This window comes from Janthinobacterium lyxosi (assembly GCF_051380665.1).
GTDB lineage: Bacteria > Pseudomonadota > Gammaproteobacteria > Burkholderiales > Burkholderiaceae_D > Janthinobacterium.
On the sequence record NZ_JBNYXM010000013.1, the window covers coordinates 160,506 to 181,848 of the forward strand.

At 61.6% G+C, this 21,343-nt stretch carries 22 protein-coding genes; 10 read left to right on the forward strand and 12 right to left on the reverse strand.

Annotation, left to right across the window (positions count from 1 at the left end):
- Window positions 1–745: 745 nt before the first annotated feature.
- Window positions 746–1,276 carry an SRPBCC family protein gene (locus ACQ4WP_RS16230; RefSeq protein ID WP_436522349.1) on the reverse strand — a complete coding sequence of 177 codons (531 nt, stop codon included), beginning with the start codon at window positions 1,274–1,276 and terminating at the stop codon, window positions 746–748.
- A 105-nt stretch (window positions 1,277–1,381) separates the two neighbouring features.
- Window positions 1,382–3,490, reverse strand: coding sequence for an elongation factor G (fusA, locus tag ACQ4WP_RS16235; RefSeq protein WP_436522351.1), 2,109 nt, complete (start codon window positions 3,488–3,490; stop codon window positions 1,382–1,384).
- Window positions 3,491–3,824: 334 nt separating this feature from the next.
- Between fusA and ACQ4WP_RS16240 the strand changes: the two genes are divergently transcribed.
- The gene (locus ACQ4WP_RS16240; protein ID WP_436522353.1) at window positions 3,825–4,883 is read left to right on the forward strand and encodes a phospholipase A; all 1,059 of its coding nucleotides are present in this window, start codon (window positions 3,825–3,827) and stop codon (window positions 4,881–4,883) included.
- 63 nt (window positions 4,884–4,946) lie between these two features.
- On the opposite strand, the gene ACQ4WP_RS16245 is transcribed toward ACQ4WP_RS16240, so the two are convergent.
- The 7 genes from ACQ4WP_RS16245 to ACQ4WP_RS16275 all read right to left on the reverse strand — a co-directional run bounded on the left by ACQ4WP_RS16245 (window position 4,947) and on the right by ACQ4WP_RS16275 (window position 9,463).
- Window positions 4,947–5,144 (reverse strand): hypothetical protein, encoded by a 198-nt coding sequence (locus tag ACQ4WP_RS16245; protein WP_096235523.1) that lies wholly within the window; start codon window positions 5,142–5,144, stop codon window positions 4,947–4,949.
- Window positions 5,145–5,307: 163 nt separating this feature from the next.
- On the reverse strand, window positions 5,308–5,556 hold the full coding sequence (locus ACQ4WP_RS16250) for a hypothetical protein (RefSeq protein WP_436522355.1): 249 nt from the start codon (window positions 5,554–5,556) through the stop codon (window positions 5,308–5,310).
- 99 nt (window positions 5,557–5,655) lie between these two features.
- Window positions 5,656–6,579: a class I SAM-dependent methyltransferase gene (locus ACQ4WP_RS16255; RefSeq protein ID WP_436522357.1), complete on the reverse strand. Its 924-nt coding sequence runs from the start codon at window positions 6,577–6,579 to the stop codon at window positions 5,656–5,658.
- A 269-nt stretch (window positions 6,580–6,848) separates the two neighbouring features.
- Window positions 6,849–7,499, reverse strand: coding sequence for an ankyrin repeat domain-containing protein (locus ACQ4WP_RS16260; RefSeq protein ID WP_436522359.1), 651 nt, complete (start codon window positions 7,497–7,499; stop codon window positions 6,849–6,851).
- Between the two features lie 16 nt (window positions 7,500–7,515).
- Window positions 7,516–8,295, reverse strand: coding sequence for a TatD family hydrolase (locus ACQ4WP_RS16265; protein ID WP_436522361.1), 780 nt, complete (start codon window positions 8,293–8,295; stop codon window positions 7,516–7,518).
- A 91-nt stretch (window positions 8,296–8,386) separates the two neighbouring features.
- Entirely contained in the window at window positions 8,387–9,019 is a 633-nt protein-coding gene (locus tag ACQ4WP_RS16270; protein WP_436522363.1) for a carbonic anhydrase, read from the reverse strand.
- A 57-nt stretch (window positions 9,020–9,076) separates the two neighbouring features.
- Window positions 9,077–9,463 (reverse strand): VOC family protein, encoded by a 387-nt coding sequence (locus ACQ4WP_RS16275; RefSeq protein WP_436522364.1) that lies wholly within the window; start codon window positions 9,461–9,463, stop codon window positions 9,077–9,079.
- 154 nt (window positions 9,464–9,617) lie between these two features.
- Here ACQ4WP_RS16275 and ACQ4WP_RS16280 point away from each other — a divergent pair, with 154 nt between their 5' ends.
- Complete coding sequence (locus ACQ4WP_RS16280) at window positions 9,618–9,977, forward strand: hypothetical protein (RefSeq protein ID WP_436522366.1); 360 nt, start codon at window positions 9,618–9,620, stop codon at window positions 9,975–9,977.
- A 67-nt stretch (window positions 9,978–10,044) separates the two neighbouring features.
- On the opposite strand, the gene ACQ4WP_RS16285 is transcribed toward ACQ4WP_RS16280, so the two are convergent.
- From ACQ4WP_RS16285 to mltG, 3 genes are read right to left on the reverse strand one after another with little or no spacing between them, the layout of a single operon-like run.
- Window positions 10,045–11,073 (reverse strand): DNA polymerase III subunit delta', encoded by a 1,029-nt coding sequence (locus ACQ4WP_RS16285; RefSeq protein WP_436522368.1) that lies wholly within the window; start codon window positions 11,071–11,073, stop codon window positions 10,045–10,047.
- Between the two features lie 15 nt (window positions 11,074–11,088).
- Window positions 11,089–11,730, reverse strand: a complete 642-nt coding sequence (gene tmk / locus ACQ4WP_RS16290; RefSeq protein ID WP_436522370.1) for a dTMP kinase — start codon at window positions 11,728–11,730, stop codon at window positions 11,089–11,091.
- Between the two features lie 24 nt (window positions 11,731–11,754).
- Complete coding sequence (mltG, locus tag ACQ4WP_RS16295; protein WP_436522372.1) at window positions 11,755–12,741, reverse strand: endolytic transglycosylase MltG; 987 nt, start codon at window positions 12,739–12,741, stop codon at window positions 11,755–11,757.
- Between the two features lie 176 nt (window positions 12,742–12,917).
- Between mltG and ygfZ the strand changes: the two genes are divergently transcribed.
- From ygfZ to ACQ4WP_RS16335, 8 genes are all read left to right on the forward strand, one after another.
- Window positions 12,918–14,033, forward strand: a complete 1,116-nt coding sequence (ygfZ, locus tag ACQ4WP_RS16300) for a CAF17-like 4Fe-4S cluster assembly/insertion protein YgfZ (RefSeq protein WP_436522374.1) — start codon at window positions 12,918–12,920, stop codon at window positions 14,031–14,033.
- A gap of 7 nt (window positions 14,034–14,040) precedes the next feature.
- Window positions 14,041–14,331 (forward strand): DUF4936 family protein, encoded by a 291-nt coding sequence (locus tag ACQ4WP_RS16305; RefSeq protein ID WP_436522376.1) that lies wholly within the window; start codon window positions 14,041–14,043, stop codon window positions 14,329–14,331.
- Entirely contained in the window at window positions 14,322–15,059 is a 738-nt protein-coding gene (locus ACQ4WP_RS16310; RefSeq protein WP_436522378.1) for an NRDE family protein, read from the forward strand. Before ACQ4WP_RS16305 ends, ACQ4WP_RS16310 begins: the two co-directional genes overlap by 10 nt.
- Before the next feature lie 208 nt (window positions 15,060–15,267).
- Window positions 15,268–16,275 (forward strand): LacI family DNA-binding transcriptional regulator, encoded by a 1,008-nt coding sequence (locus ACQ4WP_RS16315; protein ID WP_436522380.1) that lies wholly within the window; start codon window positions 15,268–15,270, stop codon window positions 16,273–16,275.
- A gap of 31 nt (window positions 16,276–16,306) precedes the next feature.
- Complete coding sequence (gene xylB, locus ACQ4WP_RS16320) at window positions 16,307–17,788, forward strand: xylulokinase (RefSeq protein WP_436522404.1); 1,482 nt, start codon at window positions 16,307–16,309, stop codon at window positions 17,786–17,788.
- 15 nt (window positions 17,789–17,803) lie between these two features.
- Entirely contained in the window at window positions 17,804–18,754 is a 951-nt protein-coding gene (gene tal / locus ACQ4WP_RS16325) for a transaldolase (RefSeq protein ID WP_436522406.1), read from the forward strand.
- A 52-nt stretch (window positions 18,755–18,806) separates the two neighbouring features.
- Entirely contained in the window at window positions 18,807–19,742 is a 936-nt protein-coding gene (locus ACQ4WP_RS16330) for an ABC transporter substrate-binding protein (RefSeq protein ID WP_436522382.1), read from the forward strand.
- 77 nt (window positions 19,743–19,819) lie between these two features.
- A complete protein-coding gene (locus ACQ4WP_RS16335) occupies window positions 19,820–21,319 on the forward strand; it encodes a sugar ABC transporter ATP-binding protein (RefSeq protein ID WP_436522384.1) in 1,500 nt (499 codons plus the stop codon).
- Window positions 21,320–21,343: the final 24 nt, after the last annotated feature.

Genomic DNA, 21,343 nt, shown 5'->3' on the forward strand with positions numbered 1-21,343 from the left:
CGGACGGCTAGCGCCTGCGAAGTCCACCAGTCGACGTGACAATGCGTGTCCCTTCTCGCTTGGTAATTCGTTATGCTCGTGGGCCGCTAGCGGCCATAAGCAGACAATGCTCATGACGTTGGGACGCCTAAAGTTCACCACAGTCCAGTTTAGCCCGGTGAAGCTAGCTTAAAGTGTGTTATTGCGTCATACTGGAAATCTCAAAGGCGTCATTTTGACGTCCGCTTTACGTTGGAAGGTAAGCACAAACTGTAATTTTTTAACCACAAAGGAGAGCATTCATGGCACTTAAACCAGGACCAAAGCCGATAGCAAAATCAACAGGGCAGCCGGATCAGCGCCGCCGTGATAATAAAACCACACCAGGGAATACACCATCCCTCAAACCTAGCAAATCTAGCAATCCCCCAAAAAGTAAATGATAGGGGGGCGTTACCCGGCGGTCGACCACGTGTCCTGCACGCACTGTACGCTGGGCGATAAAGCCGCACAGCGCAGGTCACCACTACTTTGGACATCTATGCCCTGTGAGTCCGCTTTGGGGCGCAAGCAGACGTCCCTCAAACGCGAAATGGCAACGACAGCAAGAACTCGCCCGCGCCTCAAACCATGGCTCCCCGGGCCCAGCGAGCCTGAAAAATGGCCAGGGCAAGGCGCGCGGGCGCAGACAGTACGCATGTACGGCAAGCCCAAGCAACGCGGCCATGGCCATTTTCTCAGGCCCGCGACTCAGGCCCGCTGTTCTTTATTGAACACGCGCCAAGTACTGGGCCAGCTGGCCGAAAGTAGCCTTAAATCCCTGCTTCATCGACTCAAACCCCTGCTTGAAAGTCTCATGCTGCTCATCCGTCGCCTTGTGGGGCGTGGAGCGCAAGGTCATCGTCGTCTTGCCATTTTCCTCGGTCAGGGTCATGGTATTGAACGATTCCAGCGGCCAGGTGGCGCTGACGGGGTGCTGCACGGGGTTGCCCTGTTTGTCGGCGAACGACAGGATGGAGACAATCTTTTCGGGCGCTTCGATCTGCTGGTAGGTGAACTTGCCCCACATCTCGTAGCCATTGTCGGCGCGCATGCCGTAGTGGAAGATGCCGCCCGGCTGCAAGTCCAGCGCCAGCACGCTCAATTCAAAGCCGACAGGTCCCCACCAATGGGCCAGGCGCTCCGGCTCCACCCACGACTGGAACACCAGTTCGCGCGGCGCGTCGAAGGTTTGCGTGATGACAAAGTCGCTGCTGTCGCGGTGCTGCCCTTCCTGCTTCTGTTCTGCGGTGGCCATGCTCTCTCCTGTTTTGGTGGACTGGCAATTAATGTAACAGCGGCGCCGATATCTGGTCAAATTGCAGCGGCACCTGGCGGCAGTCCCCAATTTGGTCCATTGAGCCTACTTCGCCTTCCCCGCCGCCGCCACCTGCTCGAGGATATGCTTGGGCACCGCCGCATAGTGCTTGAATTCCATCGTATAGGTGGCGCGGCCCTGGGTCAGCGAACGCAAAGTGGTGGAATAGCCGAACATTTCGGCCAGCGGCACCAGGGCCTTGACGATGCGCCCCGCGCCGCCGGGGATGTCGTCGACGCCCTGCACCATGCCTCGCCGGGCCGTCAGGTCACCCATGACGTTGCCCATGAACTCTTCCGGCGTTTCCGCCTCCACCTGCATCATCGGTTCGAGCAGCACGGGATGGGCCTTGCGCATGCCATCCTTGAAGGCGATCGAGCCGGCCATGCGAAACGCGTTTTCATTCGAATCGACGTCGTGGTAGGAACCGAAGGTCAACGTTGCCTTCACGTCCACCACGGGGTAGCCGGCCAGCACGCCGGCCTTCAAGGTTTCGACGATGCCCTTGTCGACGGCGGGGATGAATTCGCGCGGCACCACGCCGCCCTTGACGGCGTCGACGAACTGGTAGCCCGTGCCTGGCGGCAAGGGTTCAAGTTTCAGCACCACGTGGCCATACTGGCCCCGTCCGCCCGACTGCTTGACGAACTTGCCCTCGATATCTTCCACCGTGCGCGTGATGGTTTCGCGGTAAGCCACTTGCGGCTTGCCCACGTTCGCTTCCACGCCGAATTCACGGCGCATGCGGTCGACTAAAATTTCCAGGTGCAATTCGCCCATGCCCGACATGATGGTCTGGCCCGATTCCTCGTCCGTGTGCACCTTGAACGATGGGTCTTCCTGCGCCAGGCGGTTCAGCGCGATGCCCATCTTTTCCTGGTCGGGCTTGCTCTTTGGTTCGACCGCCTGCGAAATCACGGGTTCCGGGAAAATCATCTTTTCCAGCACGATGATGTGGTCGATGGCGCACAGGGTGTCGCCCGTGGTCACGGCTTTCAGGCCCACGGCGGCGGCGATGTCGCCTGCATACACTTCCTTGATTTCCTTGCGTTCGTTGGCATGCATCTGCAGGATGCGCCCCAGCCGTTCGCGCGCGCTCTTGGTGGGGTTATAGACCATGTCGCCCGAGTTCACCACGCCCGAATACACGCGGAAGAAGGTCAATTGCCCCACGAACGGGTCCGTCATGATCTTGAAGGCCAGCGCGGCAAAGTGCTCCTCGTCCGTCGGATGGCGCTCCACCTCGTTGTCGTGCTCGTCGTGGCCCATGATGGGCGGCACTTCCATGGGCGACGGCAGGTATTCGATGACGGCGTCCAGCATCGCCTGCACGCCCTTGTTCTTGAAGGCGCTGCCGCACAGCATGGGCACGATTTCATTGCGGATGGTGCGCGCGCGCAATGCCTGCTTGAGCTCCGCTTCCGTGAACGTGTCGCCATTCAGGTAGCGTTCCGTCATGTCGAGGCTCGCTTCGGCCGCGTGCTCGACCATGTGCTCATGCCACTCCTGCGCCTGTTCCCGCAGTTCGGCGGGAATCTCGCCATAGCTGAACTGCACGCCCTGGCTGGCGTCGTCCCAGGTAATGGCGCGCATTTTCAGCAAATCGATCACGCCCGTAAAATGCTCTTCGGCGCCGATGGGCAGCTGGATGGGCACGGCCACGCCTTTCAGGCGGGCGGCGATCTGCTTGCGCACGCGCAGGAAATCCGCGCCCACCCGGTCCATCTTGTTGATGAAGGCGATGCGCGGCACGTGGTATTTGTTGGCCTGGCGCCAGACGGTCTCGGACTGGGGCTGCACGCCGCCGACGGCATCGTAGACCATGACAGCGCCGTCGAGCACGCGCATCGAGCGCTCCACTTCTATCGTGAAATCCACGTGGCCCGGCGTGTCGATGATGTTGATGCGGTGTTCCGGAAAGTTGCCGGCCATGCCTTTCCAGAAGGCCGTGGTGGCGGCCGAGGTGATGGTGATGCCCCGTTCCTGCTCCTGCTCCATCCAGTCCATGGTGGCGGCGCCATTGTGCACTTCCCCGATCTTGTGATTGACCCCCGTATAAAACAGGATGCGCTCGGTAGTGGTGGTCTTGCCGGCGTCGATATGGGCGCTGATGCCAATGTTGCGGTAGCGCTCGATAGGTGTTTTGCGGGTCATCACAATCTCCTTGGCTAGCCCCGGCACCCGGTTTTCCAGTGTAGCAGACATCGATTTGGCGGACAGCCAGTGAGCAGTTTTTACCGTGGGCGCAACACTAATACTAACGCGCACGCGTGTTGCACAGGACAAACAAGAGTTTCGGCTATACTTTTAACTCTGTTAATCCAACAAAGATGAATCAGAATCAAGACGCACGGTGATGTATCGTGCAAGGCGACGCCGCCGGCATGCCAGCCCAGGTGTGCACCGAATGACATGCCCCACTCAGCCTATGACTATCCGACTAAGAAAAATAATCCTCTCCTCCCTGCTGGCGTCCCCGGCGCTGGCCATGGCCGGCGAACTGGAACAACAGATGCAGCGCTGCGCCGTGCTTGGCGATGCCAGCGCCCGCCTGGGCTGCTTCGATACCCTGGCCAAGGCGGCGGAAAAAGCCACCATCGCCGCCGGCGGTGATCCCGCCACCGCGGCCGTCACCCTGGCAGCTGCCGCTGAGGCCGCCCCCCTCACCCCGGTCAGTCCGCCTGGCGTGGCCACGCCCGACGCGGTCAACGCCGCCATTCCCGTGATCGCGCAAGCTGGCGCGGCGCCACCGGAAGCGCCGATTTCGCGCACGCAGCAATCCTGGGAACTCAACGAAGCGTCGAAGCGCGGCCTGTTCAACTTCCGCCCGCACCGCGACACTTATCTGCTGCTGGCCAATTACAGCGACGCCTCCAACGACGAACCGTTCCAGGATTTCACGCCAGGCGGCATCAAGAGCCAGCATGTGGAATTGACCTTCCAGCTGAGCTTCAAGATGAAGTTGCTGGAAGACATAGCCGGCACGCCCATCGACATGTGGTTCGGCTACACGCAGCAAAGTTTCTGGCAAGCGTATAACCGCAAGGCATCGAGCCCCTTCCGCGAGACCAACTATCAGCCGGAATTGATGCTGGTCTTGCCGATCAACAAGAATTTTGCCGGTGTGGAATTCAATTACCTGAACTTCGGCCTGGTGCACCAGTCGAATGGCCAGACGTCGACCCTGTCGCGCAGCTGGAACCGCGTGTATGCCGAGCTGGGCGTGGAAAAAGACAACCTGGCCGTCACGACGCGCATCTGGCACCGTCTCGACAATGGCAAGACCGACAATGACAATATCGACATCACCGATTACATGGGGCATGGCGACTTGCGCGTGAGCTACCGCAACAAGGGGCATGAATATGCCGTGACGGCGCGCCGCAATTTCAGCAAGAAGCATGGTTCGATGCAGGCAAGCTGGGCGTTTCCATTGAAGGCCAACCTGAAAGGCTATCTGCAACTGTTCTCCGGCTATGGCCAGAGCTTGATCGACTACAACTATTCGCAGAAATCGATCGGCGCCGGTTTCATGGTCGACCTGTAAGCAGCACAGTGACAGAAATGAAAATGGCGCCGACGGCGCCATTTTTTATGGGAAACATAGTTTTTAGCGCCGGCCGCCACCCAGCACGCGCGCCGGCAGCATGACGATGGCACGCAGCAGTTCGAACACGCCTTCCACGCCAATGCCGATCAAGCGCAATGGCAGCAACAGCAGCCAGGCCAGCGGATACAGCACGAGGGCCAGCAAGGCCAGGGGCCAGCACACCAGCAAGAGCAGCAGCCACAGCACAAATCCCAGCATCGCGTTCCCCTCGAATAAAATGTGCGGAGCAAGCCGTGCTTGCCCCGCTACCGTGACAGCACTATATAAAAGCGCTACCGGGGCGGCAACGACCATGCGATGAACTGCACAATGCGGGGATGAACTGAGTAAAAACGGGGATGAACGGTCGCTGGCGAGCGCCTTATTGGCCGACGCAAATCACTTTCGTGATGTACTCATGCGCATTGGGCTTCTTGTTGGCGGCCCATTTGATCGCCTGGTTGGCCTCTTCGATGGTCATGATGGTGGCCTTTTCCTTCGACTTGATGAAGGACACGCCCTCAAACGCGCCTTCCTTGCTGCGCATTACCTTGGCAAACACGGGCGGCTTGGTCTCGCCATCGCTGATTTTGTTCTGTTGCACGAGGTAACGCTGATCGATCTGTTCCATGATAATAAAGCTGTCCAGTGGTAAAAGACGAAATATACCCTGAATGGACAAACGCCGCAGGACGAAATGCCTGCGGCGCTGCCTTTAATGCAATGATATTTATGCGTAAACGGCGTTCTGCACCACCGGTTGCAGATTGACATCGTAGATGACTTGCGCGCGGATCGACGCTTCCAGCGAGGGAATCGAGCCGCCCGCGCGGTACTGGAAGCTCACCTGCAAGACGTCGCCCGCCTTCACGGCCACCGGCGCGGCCAGCGGCAAACACATGTAGTGGTTCAGCCAGTCGATGGTGGTCGAGCGCTCGGGCACCACGGCCAGGATATTCTTGGTGACGAAACGCAAGGCGTTCAGGGTGCCGCTGCGCTCGACGACAAACTTGCCGTCAAAGCCGAACACGGTGTCCGTCGGCTGGCTGAAGTCGATGATGCTGTAGACGGACGGCGGCGCCAGTTCCTGCACGCCCGGGTGGATGGCCGTGGTTTCCTGGAATTGCACGATGGGCGCATAAAAACCCTCGAAGTCGTATTCCTGCTGCATGGGCTGCACGGCCATGATGACGGCTTCGGGCAGGAAAATGGGCAGCGGGCCGCCAAAACGGGCCAGGTAGCGGCGCTTGAACGATTCGATCACTTCCACCTGCTTTTCGCGCAGCATGCCCACATGAATCATTTCGCAGATGACCACATCGACAGGCTCGGGCGGCAGGTATTCAAAGGCGTCCGCGTGGACGACTTCGACTTTTTCACCGTTGGGATTGAGCGCCAGCATCTTGCGCGCTTCCTTGACCATGTCCGGGTTGAACTCCACGCACCAGACCTTGTCGGCGCGCGCGGCCGCAAACCACGACAGCACGCCCGTGCCGCCGCCCAGCTCCAGCACCTTCATGCCGGGTTTTACCGCGTAATCGATCGCCGACTTGAACCCGTGCATGCGGTTCTGGTCCATCAACATATTGTGATGGTAATGGACGGGGATAAATTGCCCCAGGTAACAACTCTCGATTTCTCGTTCATTCAGCATGTCTGTCCTCTTGGAGTCTGGCTCCGATGGCCGATCGGTTTTGTCATTCCAGAAAGCAGTGATATCGCACGGGCTGCGCGAGGGGCGGCGACAGTACAGCCGGCGCCTGACGGTGGTTTGATTGCCCATGCGAAAGATCTCCTGATTAATGCGACACGATCATTATCGTTAATCGCCAGGGAGAACAAAGGGCTGAGGTGAAAGGCAATTCCATGCCAGTTTCAGCGCTGGCATGGAAAGTATTGAAATTAAAACATTGCTTGAAAACATTACTTGCGGGCGGCGCGCGCCTTCTGGGCAGCTTCGATGATGGCCACCACGCCCGGCTTGTCGCCGGCCTGCGCAAACTGCACGGCCGTCCAGCCATGATCGCTTTTCAGGCTGGCGTCCGCGCCCCAGGACAGCAGCAGCTTGACGGCGCCTTCCTGCCCTTCGCGGGCGGCAAACATCAGCGGCGTGACGTTGGCGGGCGCGCGCGCATCGACCACGGCATCGCGCTCCAGAAAAACCTTCATGATGGGCAAGTCGCCCGCCGAGGCCGCATAGTGGAGCGCCGTCCAGCCGCTCTGGTTGACCTTGGCGCCCTTGGCCAGCAAGGCGTCCACGGCGTCCTGCTTGTGCTTGTAAGCCGCCATCATCAGCGCCGTGTTGCCATTGGCCGAGCGCGCTTCGATATCGATACCGGGCGTGTCGAGCAGCAGCTTGAACACTTTGTCCGCATCGTCGCGCAGGGCCAGCACGAGGGGAATGTCGCCCCGCTGCGCGTCAGCCTGGTTCGGATTCATGCCTTCGGCCAGCATGCTGCGCACGCCGCTGGCGTTGTTGACGGACACGGCGCGGAAGAAGGCATCCGGTTCCGGCGCCGCGTGGCTGGCGGCGGCACAGCACAGCAGCATCGCCAGGACGAGTTTTTTCATCATGTTTGACCTTAAGAAGTTATGGCAACTGATTGAATAACTTGAAGAAATTTTCCGTCGTCTGGCGCGCCACCTGGTCCAAAGGGATGCCTTTCAGGGTCGACAGGTATTCCGCCACGTGGGCTACATAGCCGGGCTCGTTCATGCGGCCGCGGAAGGGCACGGGCGCCAGGTAGGGCGAATCCGTCTCGATCAGGATGCGTTCGAGCGGCACTTCCAGGGCCACGGTTTGCAAGTCTTTCGCGCTCTTGAACGTGACGATGCCGGAAAACGAAATATAGAAGCCCATGGCTATGGCGGCGCGCGCCACTTCGAGCGATTCTGTAAAGCAATGCATGACGCCAGCCACGCCGCCGTCGGACACCCCGGCGCCCTCTTCGCGCATGATGCGGATGGTGTCTACACTGGCCGCTCTTGTGTGAATAATCAAGGGCTTACGCGTGATTCTTGACGCCTTGATGTGCGTCCTGAAACGCTCGCGCTGCCACTCCAGGTCGCCCGTCAGGCGGAAGTAGTCGAGGCCCGTCTCGCCGATGGCGATAATCTTCGGGTGGTCGGCCAGCCGCACCAGGTCTTCCACGGATGGCTCAGGCGTGTCCTCGTAGTCGGGATGCACGCCGACGGAAGCAAAAATATGCGGATACTGCTCGGCCAGGGCCAGCACCTGGGGAAAGTCCGGCAAGTCGACGGACACGCACAGCGCGTGCGTCACCTTGTTCTCGGCCATCTTGGCGAGGATCTCGGGCATGCGAGCAGCCAGCTCGGGGAAATTGATATGGCAATGGGAATCGATATACATAAGGCGCGATTGTACCGGAGGGAGCAAAAACTGGCAGGGGAAGCGCTGGGCCCAGCCCTCTGCCGCGGCAGATCCGGATGCTTGCAGCCGATTACAGCTGAGAGGCCGGGTGTTCGGCGAGCGGAACGAAGTGGCCGGTCGACTCGTCGAGCGCGTCGAGGGAACCGTTCTCGATGTCGTACACCCAGCCGTGCAGGGTCAGCCGGTTTTGCGCCATGGCCAGCGCCACCGAGGGATGGGTGCGCAGGTTATTCAGTTGCGCCACCACATTGGCGCGCACCATGCCATCGATGCGCGACTGTTCCGTCGGATGCTCGACCGATTCGTTGATCATGCGCGCCGCATCGGCATGGTGCAGCCAGCTGCGCACGGCCGGCATGTGGTCCAGGCAGGCGCAAGTGGCAATCGCCTTCATCGCACCGCAATCGGAATGGCCGCAAATAACGATGTCGCTCACGTTCAAGGCAGACACGGCAAATTCCACCGTGGCGCTCACGCCGCCCGGTTCGGGTCCATACGAAGGCACGATGTTGCCCGCGTTGCGGATCACGAAGAGCTCGCCTGGTTCGCGCTGCGTCACCAGTTCCGGCACCATGCGGCTGTCCGAACAGGAAATGAACAGGGCCTTGGGGGTTTGTCCCGTGGCCAGCGTCTTGAACAACTCGCGGCGCGTGGGAAAAACCTCTTTTTGGAAGCGTAGAAATCCAGCAATAATGTCGCGCATAAATAAATAGAATAGTTAGCTGAGCCGATATTATCGCTGATCTGGCGCCTGTCCTGCTTATTGCCCCTTTAGTGGCTGCCACAGCTCCACTTTGTTGCCCTCGGGATCGATGACCCAGCCGAACTGGCCATATTCCGAGTCGGGCGCCTTGTCCAGCACCGTGCAGCCTTCGTCGCGCAGGGCTTGCAGCAACGCATCGAGGTCATCGACCCGGTAATTGATCATGAAAGAAGCCTTGCCGGGCGCGAATTGCTCGCCGTCCCGTGCTGCCACGGACCAGATGGTGGTGCCGCCTGTGGGCTGGCCATCGGCGTCCGCCCAGGTGAAGGCGGCCCCGCCCCAGGGCTGCACGTCCAGGCCCAGATGGCGCTGGTACCAGGCACGCAGCGCGGCCGGGTCTTGCGCGTGGAAGAAGATGCCGCCGATGCCAGTGACTCGTTTCATGCACGCCTCCATTGCTGTCCAGTGCCTTGACTGTAACACCGGGCCCCGGGCGTGGCAAACGGCCATGGCGCGCTAGGCAAAAATATTATCAAGATGTAGAGTGGACAGCCGGTGTGCAGCCATGGGGTTGCGCACGCAAACGTGGAGAGTGTTCATGCTGAAAATTGCCGGCCCTTTGATACTGTTGGCCTGTCTGGCCCTGACAGCGCCTGCGCCTGCACAAGACAAGCGCGACGCGCCCAAGGTCATCCCCGAAGCGGGCCTGTGCCCGCCCGTGTGCGCATCGGCACGCCAGGATTGCCGCGCGCGAGTGCAAGGCGCCACGGAAAACGATAGCAGCCCCATCTTGTCGATGAAGCCCAGCAGCAATCCCTACGCTGCCGCGGGCCGGGCAACGGGGCCCCAGTCGCAGCAGCTGCAACCGACGCAAGCCCAGGCCTTCCGCGCCCGGCGCGCCGAACGCCAGCAAGCCTGTGAAGTGCAATACCGCGGCTGCACGCGCGCCTGCGGCTAAGAATGCCTGTCAACACTTGCTGGGCAAGAGATAATTTGGATTAACTTCGCAAGGCAAGTGATTGATTTTATTGGCAACTGGAAGAGTAATCGAGCAGCATGTCTTCCAGGAACAACTTGGGCGACAAGGGATGTTCGGCAATTGCCCGGCGTTCGTTGGCGGCCTTGATGGCGGCCATCAACCGGCTGACGTTGATGCGTCCGGCCAGCGCTTCCAGCTCGCGCCGGTGGCGCGGGTAGTAGCGGATGGTACCGGACAATTTGACGGAAAACACGTCGTACAGCCAGCGCTGCAGTGATGCCACCAGCGGCGCCAGCGGCGCCTTCTGCAATTTATCCGCCGCCTTCAGGGCCGCTTCCACGCCGGGATTGGCCAACACTTGCAGCAACTGTTCCGTTTCTTCGCGGCCGCCCGACTCGGACTGGGCCAGCGCGGCCAGCGGTGCGCCGCCTTGCTCGCGCAGCCAGCTGTCCGCATCGTTCAAGCCTTGCGCCTTGAGCCACGTCAACGCCTGCTCGTGGCTGGGCATGGGCAAGGAAAATTTCCTGCAGCGCGACAATATCGTCGGCAGCAATCGGTCCAGGCTGTTCGATGCCAGCAGGAACAGGGTGCCCGGCGGCGGTTCTTCCAGGGTTTTCAGCAAGGCGTTCGAGGCGGGCGTGTTAAGTGCTTCGGCCGGATACAGCACCACCACGCGCAAGCCTTGCCGGTGCGTGGAAATGTTCATGAAGTCGGCCAGGTTGCGGATCTGCTCGATCTTGATGTCTTTCGATGGCGTCTTGGTCTTGGCGCTTTTCTTCGCGCCATCGCCCTCTTCGCCGTCGTCGGCCACCTCGTCCTCTAGCGCTTCCGGACGGACCCTGCGGTAATCGGGGTGGTTGCCCTGGCTAAACCAGCCGCACGAGGCGCACGCGCCGCAGGCATGGCCGTCGGCGCGCACGTCTTCGCACAGCAAGGCCTGCGCGAAATGCTCGATAAAGTCGGCCTTGCCGATGCCCTGCGCGCCATGGAACAGGATGGCGTGCGGCATGCGCGGACGCAAGGCTTGCAACTGCTGCCAGGCGTCCTGTTGCCAAGGATAGAGAGGACTGGTCATTTTATTCCTTGTAAATCAGCGTGTTGCAATGCTTTGTTCAAGTAAAACATCAAGCAGTTGCGCAAGCTGTACCTGGATGTCAGCGATGCTTTGCGTGGAATCGATGATGCGGAAGCGTTCAGGGAACTGGGCGGCGCGGCGCAGATACTCGTTGCGCGTGGCGGCAAAGAAGTCCGATCGCTCCTGCTCGAACTTGTCGAGCGCGCGCGTGGCATCCAGGCGGGCGCGGGCCACGGCCAGCGGCACGTCGAACAGGAACGTCAGGTCCGGCTGCAGATGCGGATGCACCCATGCTTCCAGCGCTTCCATCTTGCGCAAGTCCATGCCCCGGCCGCCGCCCTGGTAGGCGAAGCTGGCATCGGTGAAACGGTCGGAAATGACCCACTCGCCCCGTTCCAGGGCGGGTGCGATGACTTGCGCGATGTGTTCGCGGCGGCTGGCGAACATCAGCAAGGCTTCCGTTTCCAGGTGCATTTTTTCATGCAGCAGCAGTTCGCGCAGCTTTTCGCCCAGGCTGGTGCCGCCCGGTTCGCGCGACGAGACGAGGGTCACGCCCCGCTGCTGCAGGTAATCGGTGACAAAGCCGATATGCGTCGACTTGCCCGCGCCATCGATGCCTTCGAAGGTGATGAAGCGGGGTTGATAGTGTTGTGTCATGAAACTCTTAATCTGATAATGATATTAGCGCTGATACTGGTTCACGGCGCGGTTATGGTCGGGCAAGTTGGCCGAGAACTGGCTGGTGCCGTCGCCGCGCGCGACGAAATACAGCGCTTGCGTGCGGGCCGGCGCCAGCGCCGCCGTCAGCGATTGCGCGCCAGCCAGGGCGATCGGCGTGGGCGGCAAGCCGCCGCGCGTGTAGGTATTGTACGGGGTGTCCGCTTCCAGGTCGCGTTTGCGGATCTTGCCCTGGTAGTTGTCGCCCATGCCATAGATCACGGTCGGGTCCGTCTGCAGCAACATGCCTGTTTTCAGGCGGTTGACGAACACGCCGGCGATCATGGCCCGTTCGGACTTTTGTCCCGTTTCCTTTTCCACGATGGAAGCCATGATCAGCGCCTCGTACGGGTTTTTATATGGCAGGGCCGGATCGCGCTTGAACCACGCTTCGGACAGGCGGCCTATCATGGCCGTGTGCGCCTGCTTGAAAATCTGCATCTCGCTGGCGCCCTTGGCAAACAGATACGTATCAGGGAAGAACAAGCCTTCCGGCAACACATATTCGGGACTGATCTTCGCCATCAGTTCCTTGTCGGACAGCCCCACGGTGTCATGCTTGAGGCCCGGGTGGTTGGCCATGGCCAGGCGCATTTGCTTGAAAGTCCAGCCTTCGATGATGGTCAGGGATTCCTGGGCGAATTCACCGCGTGCCAGCTGCGTGATCAGGCGCTGTGGCGTGGTGCCCGGTTTCAGCTCGTAGGAACCGGCCTTGATCTTCGAGGTCTTGCCTTCGATGCGCGCCAGCATGTTGAACAGGATGGGCACGATGGGCACGCCCGCGTCCGCGATTTGCTGGCCGGCCGCATGCGCACCGCTGCCCGGCGCGATCGTAAACGGGATCGCCTCGCCTTCCGTGGTGATGGGCTGCTGCGCCCAATACACAAAAGTACCACCGACGCCGATGGCGGCGATGACTGAACTGACTACAAGTTTTTTAAAGAAAGCCATTGTTCCGATTCTTGTGATGCGGGCGCTGGCGAGCAACGCGCGCTTGTTATGATCGTTCATTTGTGAAGCAAGTGCGCGCAAAGCGGCGCCAACACTGGCAATCTTGCCGCTGCCGACGCAATCTGCGCGACATCACTATAATGAACCCGTAATGATAATGCTTAATCGCTGATCTAATGGAAATTATGAATAACTGGAATCAATTTTTAACCGCCCAAGGCGCCCGTCCCGCTGCCATCGATGGCGCGCCTGACAGCACAGCCCCTATCGCCGCCGTCACTATCCACGATTTCGGCCAGTCCCTGACAGTGTCCCAGCTGCAAGAAGGTTTTGTCGCGGCTATCACGGACCAGGGCTTGATCGGCTTGAACGGCGACGAGGCAGCCAGTTTCCTGCACGGCCAGCTGACCAACGACGTGGAACACCTGAGCCAGGAGCAAGTGCGCCTGGCCGGCTACTGCACGCCGAAAGGCCGGCTGCTGGCCAGTTTCCTGATGTGGCGCAATGCCACCACCATTTATCTGCAATTGCCGCGCACCCTGCAGCCTGCCATTCAGAAGCGCTTGCAGATGTTCGTGCTGCGCGCCAAGGCCAAGCTGCACGATGCGTCCTTTGATGCAGCGAACCAGGTCATCCTGGGCCTCGGTGGACTAAGGGCCAGCGCGGCACTGTCCGCCTGGTTTCCGGCGCTGCCCGCCACGCCGTTCAGCAAGGTCGAGCATGCACTGGGCACCCTGCTGCGCGTGGCAGACGCCTTTGGCAGCGCCCGCTATGAATGGCTGACCTCCGCCGCCACGGCGCGCGACGTGTGGCCGCAACTGGCGCAACAGCTGGCGAAAGGCGGCAATGATTGCTGGCGCCTGTCGGAAATCCATGCGGGCATCCCGCAGATCACGGCCGCCACGCAAGAGCAATTCGTGCCGCAAATGATCAACTTTGAGCTGCTGGGCGGCGTCAATTTCAAGAAAGGCTGCTACCCTGGCCAGGAAATCGTCGCGCGCAGCCAGTACCTTGGCAAGCTCAAGCGCCGCACTACCCTCGTCAGCATCGCTGACGCAGCGGCAGTGGCCGGTGGCGAACTGTTTGCCGTCAGCGACCCGGACCAGCCTTGCGGCATGGTCGTCAACGCCGCGCCGAACGGCAGCGGTGGTATCGACGCCCTCGTTGAAATGAAGTTGGGGGCGATAGCAGAAGGTTCAAGCGCAGCCGGCGCCGTGCGCTACGGCTCGGCCCAGGGTGTTCACGTGCAGTTCCTGCCCATGCCTTACGTGCTCGACGCACTCGATTTGTGAGAATGCCATGAAAGATTTGTACATTTACTATCAGGTAAAGGAAGAGCACGCTCAGGCGCTGGAAGCGCGCGTGCGCGCCATGCAAGCGAAACTGGCCGCTGCCTCTGGCGTGGCGCCGCAACTGAAGCGCCGCCCGGAAGTGAAGGATGGCTTGCAGACGTGGATGGAAATCTATCCCGTCGTCGGTGAAGGCTTTGCCGAACTGCTGGCCGCTGCCGCCGACGAGGCGGGCTTGCTGGCCCTGACGGCCGGCGCGCGCCATATGGAAGTGTTCATGGATTTGCCTCCATGTGCCTGATCGTTTTTGCCTGGAAAGTCAATCCGCACATCCCGCTGATTGCCGCCGCCAACCGCGACGAATTCTATGAACGCGCCAGCGCCCCCGCCGGCGCCTGGCCCGAACACCCGCAAGTGTATGCGGGTCGTGACCTGCAGGCGGGCGGCAGCTGGATGGGCATCACCCAGGCCGGCAGCGGCAGCTCGCGCTTTGCCGCCATCACCAACATCCGCAGCCCGCAAGACCGCAACCCGGACGCCCCTTCGCGCGGCGCCCTGGTGGCCGACTATCTGGCCGGCAATATGTCGCCACAAGATTACATCGCGCAAATCCGCCCCGGATGCAAAGCCTACAACGGCTTCAACCTGGTGCTGGGCGACGCGCATACGCTGATCTGGTTTTCCAACCGCGGCGATGGCGATGCGCGCAATGGCCAGCCGCTGGAACCGGGCATCTACGGCCTGTCGAACGCCCTGCTGGACGCGCCGTGGCCGAAAGTCTTGAAGACCAAGGCCCAGTTCGCCAGCCTGCTGTGCCAGGGTGCACCCGACGACGCCTATTTCGACATGCTGGCCGACACCACGCGCGCGCCCGACTTCCGCCTGCCCGACACGGGCGTGCCGCTCGACCTCGAGCGCGTACTCTCCGCCGTCTGCATCGAAGCCCCGGGCTACGGCACGCGCACTTCCACCGTCGTGAAACTGTTCCCGGATTCTCCCGGCGAACTGCATGAGCTGGTAATTCAGTAATTCTTGCGGGGCCGGCACCGTCCGGCTCCGCCCTGTTTTCCGTATCCATTCCCTCCTGCACGGCTTCCTTGTCTTGGCAAAATATCGTTCGCGCAAAAAAAGAAAGCGCTTGCGCAAGCGCTTTCTTTTGTTTACGATAGATTCAAACGCGGCGACACAGCCGCCCCCAATCGCAACACATAATAATAAGAAACCATCAGGAGACACCATGGCCACCATGGAAGATGTAGCGCGCGCGGCGGACGTATCGCTGTCGACCGTTTCACACGTACTCAACGGTACCCGCAAGGTCAGCCCGAAAACCGTCGCCGCCGTCAACGCGGCCATGCAGCAGATCGGCTATGTGCCGAACATGCTGGCACGCGCGCTGGCCGGCTCGTCCTCGGGCACCATCGGCGTGGCCATTTCCGCCTTCACCAATCATTACTTCAGCGAAACCGTGCGCGCCATCGAGGCGGCCTGCACGCGCCACGGCTTGATGATGCTGTTTTCCGATACGCATGACGATCCCGCGCAAGAACTCAAAGTGGTGCAGAACTTGCACCAGCGCCGGGTCGACGGCATCGTGCTGGCGCCCTCGGGCGATCCGCATAACCGTACCCTCGACTATTTGACCAGCAACAAGATCGCTTCCGTGCTGGTCGACCGCATGTCGGCGCAACCGTTCGACCAGGTGGGCGTAGAAAACATCGAGGCGACAGCGCAGCTGGTGCAGCACCTGATCGCGGCCCACGGCCACCGCCGCATCGGCTTCATCGCGGGCGCGCCCGGCCTGTCCACGACGGACGAGCGCATCGCAGGCTACCGCCTGGCCTTGCAGCGCGCCAACATCGTTTTTGATCCCGAACTGCTGCGCTCGGGCGACTCCAAGCTGGAGCGCAGCGGCGCGGCCACGCGCGAACTGCTGGCGCTGGCCCCCGAACAACGTCCGACGGCCATCGTGGCCGGCAATAACCTGATGACCATCGGCACCATGCACGCCTTGCGCGATGCCCACATTGCGGTACCGCAAGACGTGGCCCTGGCCGGCTTCGATGATTTCGACTGGGCCGATTATTTCAGCCCCCGCCTGACGGTGATGGCCCAGCCGCTCGAAGAGCTGGGCGCCATGGCCGTCGACCTGTTGATCGAACGTATCGCCAACCCGGGCCGCACCCAGCATGTGCAGCGCTTGTCGCCGGCCTTGCGCGTGCGCAATTCCTGCGGCTGCCCCTGACCTTTTACAACAAACCAATATGCATCCAGCGATTTCCCTCGGTATCGACCTCGGTACCTCCGAACTGAAAACCGTGCTAATGGACAGCACTGGCAAGGTGCGCGGCCAGGCTTTCGTGCGCCTGGACGTGAGCCGCCCGCAGCCGGGCTGGTCCGAACAAGCGCCGCAGGACTGGTGGGCCGCCTGCGTCAACGCGCTGGGCCAGCTGCGCGCCGGCTGGCCGCAGGACTACGCGCGCATCGCCTGCATCGGCCTGTCGGGCCAGATGCATGGCGCCGTGCTGCTCGACGCCAACGATAGCGTGATCCGTCCCGCCATCCTGTGGAACGATGCGCGCGCCGAGGCCGAGGCCGCCGCACTGGCGCGCGACTATCCCGCGTATGCGGACGTGACGGGCAGCCTGCCCATGGCAGGCCTGACGGCGCCAAAATTGCTGTGGCTGCAAGCCCACGAGCCTGATGCCTTTGCCTCCATCGCCTGCGTGCTGTCACCGAAAGACTATGTACGCCTGCGCTTGACGGGCATCAAACTGACAGACATGTCCGACGCGGCCGGCACCCTGTGGCTGGACGAGGCCAAGCGCGCCTGGTACGCCCCCATGCTGGCCGCCTGCGGCCTGGCACTGGAACAGATGCCGGCACTGGCCGAAGGCGATGCGGCCACGGGCACCGTGCTGGCCGCCATCGCCGACCAGCTGGGATTGCCAGCGAACGTGGTGGTGGCCGGTGGTGGCGGCGACAATCCCGTCTCGGCCGTGGGCATCGGCGCCGTCAACGGCGGCGACAGTTTTATCTCGCTGGGCACCAGCGCCGCCATCGTTTCCGTCACCGAACAACCTTTGGGCAACCCGGCCGGCGGCGTGCACAGCTTTTGTCACGCCCTGCCCGGGCGCTGGTATGCGATGGGAGCGATCCTGTCGGGCGCCAGCTGTCTGCGCTGGGCGACCAACGTGCTGGGCCAGCCCGACGAGGCGGCCCTGCTGGCGCTGGTGGAAGCGGGCTTGCCGCTCGATACGGCCATCCCCCCCTCGGCGCCCCTGTTCCTGCCGTATCTGTCGGGCGAGCGCACGCCGCATAACGACCCGCAAGTACGCGGCGCCTTCCTGCAACTGGGCCACGACAGCACGCCGGCGCAGCTCGGCTACGCCGTGCTCGAAGGCGTGGCCTTTGCCTTGCGCGACGCCATGGCGGCCGTCACCTCGACCGGTGCAGTGGTACCCCACTGCATGCTGGTGGGCGGCGGCGCGCGCAGCCAGTACTGGGCGCAGCTGCTGGCCAATGTGCTGGGACGCGAAATGCGCACCCTGCACAACAGCGAACTGTCGGCCAGCCTGGGCGCGGCCAAGCTGGGCTTTGCCGCCATCGGCGACACCAGCCTGCTGACGCAGGGCTTGCCCATCAAAAATACTTTCCTGCCCGATGCCGCGCGCAGCGCAGCCTTGAGCCTGCGCTACGGTCGCTACCGTAGCCTGTTTCCCGCCGTGCAAGCCTTGCACCAACTCAGCAAAGGATAAGCAGCAATGAATCAACTGAATCAACTGCAGCAATTGAAGCAATACAGCACCGTCGTCGCCGACACGGGCGACTTCTTGCAACTGGCCCGTTTTGCCCCGCAAGACGCCACCACCAACCCGTCGCTGATTTTAAAGGCCGTGCTGCAGCCCGATTACGCGCCCTTGCTGGAAAGCACGGTCGCCGCGCACAAAGCCGCTACTCTGGACGACATCGTCGATGAAGTGCTGGTGCGCTTCGGCCTGGAAATTTTAAAGGTCGTGCCGGGCCGCGTGTCGACGGAAGTCGATGCCCGTTTGAGCTTTGACCGCGCCGCCACCGTGGCCCGGGCGCGCCGTTTGATCGCCCTGTACGAGCAAGCAGGCGTGAAACGCGAGCGCGTGCTGATCAAGATCGCGGCCACCTGGGAAGGCATCCAGGCGGCGCGCGAACTGGAAAAAGATGGCATCTTTTGCAACCTGACCCTGCTGTTCGCGTTTTGCCAGGCCGTCGCCTGCGCCGATGCCAAAGTACGCCTGATTTCGCCGTTCGTGGGCCGCATCTACGACTGGCACAAGAAGTCCTTGGGCGCGGCATGGGACGAAGCGGCGCGCAGCCTGTCCAACGATCCGGGCGTGCAATCGGTCACGCGCATCTTTAATTACTACAAGCAACATGGCATCGCCACGCAAGTAATGGGCGCCAGCTTCCGCAACGTGGGCCAGATCACAGCCTTGTCCGGCTGCGACTTGCTGACCATCAGCCCGGACTTGCTGGCCAAGCTGGAAGCATCAAGCGTACCGTTCGAGCGCGCCCTGGGCGGCGACCTGGGCGCGGCGCAACCGACCGTCACGTATGACGAGACGGCATTCCGCTACGCCTTGAACGACGATGCGATGGCGACCGAAAAGCTGGCCGAAGGCATCCGCGGCTTTGCCGTCGATGCGGGCAAGCTGGACGCCATGATCGAGAAATTGCGCAGTCACTAAGTTTTCACCGTAGCACCGTTTGTTTTTACAATAAAAACCCTTGGAGATCCTCATGAAAAAAGTCATTACCGCCACCCTGCTGCTGTCCGCCGCCTGCGGCGCTTTTGCCGCCGACAAACCGCTGAAATCGATCGGCGTCAGCGTGGGAGACCTGGCCAACCCCTTCTTCGTGGCCATTGGCCGCGGCGCGGAAGAAAGCGCGAAAAAGCTGGGCGGCCCGGGCGTGAGAGTCACCACTGTGTCCAGCAAGTATGACCTGAACACCCAGGTGGACCAGATCGAGAACTTCATCGCCAATAAAACCGACATCATCATCCTGAACGCCGTCGATTCCAAGGGCATCGCGCCAGCCATCAAGAAAGCGCGCAATGCGGGCGTGGTCGTGATCGCCGTCGACGTAGGCGCCGTGGGCGCCTCGGCTACCGTGATGTCCGACAACACCATGGCTGGCGACGTCTCGTGCGCCTACCTGGCCAAGCAGATCGGCGGCAAGGGCAATGTGGTGATCCTCAACGGCCCGCCGGTCACATCCGTGATCGACCGCGTCAACGGCTGCAAGAAAACCCTGGCCGCGTTCAAGGATATCAAGATCCTGTCCGACAACCAGAACGCGGGCGGCAGCCGCGATGGCGGCATGACCGTGATGTCGAACTTGCTGACGGCCCATCCGAAGATCGACGCCGTATTCGCCATCAATGATCCGACGGGCATCGGCGCCGAACTGGCGATCAAGCAATCGAAGCGCACGGACGTGAAACTGATCACGGCCGTCGATGGGGCACCCGACGGCCAGAATGCCCTGAAAAACAAGGCCGGCCTGTTTGCCGCCACCTCGGCGCAAAACCCCTACCGCATGGCCACTGACGCCGTGCAGATGGGCTACGACATCATGAATGGCCGTACACCGAAACAGACCATGGTGCTGTTGCCGACCCCGGCCATCACCAAGGAAAACGTCGCCACCTATACGGGCTGGGTAAAGAACTGATCTGCCTGACCTGAACCACGTGGCGCCGCCTGCCCGCAGGCCGGCGGCGCCAGTTTCACCAGCAAGGAAGGACAGTCATGAGCGACGATATTATTTTTGAAATGCGCGGCATCGAGAAGCGCTTTGGCGCCACGCGCGCGCTGCGCGGCGTGCACCTGACGGTGCGCAGCGGCGAAATCCATGCCGTGATGGGCGAGAATGGCGCCGGCAAGAGCACCCTGATGAAAATCCTCTCGGGCGTGTACACGCCGGATGCGGGCGAGATCATTCTCGACGGCAAGCCGATCAAGATCCGCAACCCGGGCGAGGCCCGCGCGCTGGGCATCAACCTGATTTACCAGGAACTCAGCGTGGCCAAGAACATGACGGTGGCGCAGAACGTCTTCATGGGCAGCGAGCCACAAGGACCGTTCTGGACCGTCAAGGGCGGCGAAATGCGCGCGCGCACGAATGCCATCCTGGCCGATCTCGGTTCCCGCTTCGATGCCGACACCATGGTATCGGCCCTGTCGATTGCCGAGCAGCAGCAGGTGGAAATCGCCCGCGCCCTCGTGCACGAAAGCCGCATCCTCATCATGGACGAGCCCACTGCCGCCCTGTCCGACCGGGAAACCGAACAATTGTTCCGCATCATCGAAGAGCAGCGCGACAAGGGCCTGGCCGTGCTGTACATCAGCCACCGCATGGCCGAGGTGGAACGCCTGGCGCGCCGCATCACGGTGCTGCGCGACGGCGCCTATGTGGGCGAACTGGGCAAGGATGAGCTGGATCAAAAGAAAGTCGTGCAAATGATGGTGGGCCGCCCTGCCGACGACTTTTATTCGCACCAGCGGCGTACCACGCGGGGCGCCGAGCGCTTGCGCGTGGAAAACGTGGGCGGCGGCAAGGTCAAGCCCGCCTCGTTTGCCCTGCATGCGGGCGAAGTGACGGGCCTGGCCGGCCTGGTCGGTGCGGGCCGCACGGAACTGGCGCGTTTGATCTTTGGCGCCGACAAGAAGCAATCGGGGCAAGTGTGGCTCGATGGCCAGGAAGTGCACATCAAGCGGCCGCTGGCGGCGATCCGCCACGGCATCGGCTACTTGCCGGAAGACCGCAAGAGCCTGGGCTTGTTCATGCAATTGTCGGCCATGGAAAACATGTCGATGAATATCCTCTCGCAGCATTCCACGGCGGGCGTGGTCAACCGTGGCGCCCTGACGCAGCTCACGCGCGAGGCGATTGCCAACCTCAACGTCAAGGTGTCCGGCCCGGAAGGCATCGTGGGAGGCTTGTCCGGCGGCAACCAGCAGAAAGTCTTGCTGGCGCGCTGGCTGGCCATCGCGCCGAAAGTGCTGATCCTCGACGAACCGACGCGGGGCGTGGACGTGGGCGCGAAGAGCGAAATTTACAAGATCATCCACCAGCTGGCGGACGCGGGCACGGCCGTGCTGTGCATTTCCAGCGAACTGGCCGAGCTGGTCGGCATCTGCGACCGGGTGATGGTGATGTGTGAGGGACGGCTGACGGGCGAAGTGACGGGCGACGACATCACGCAGGAAAACATCCTCGCCTACGCCACGCAGCTGGAAGCGGCATAAGAATACGCATTAGCATAATCATTC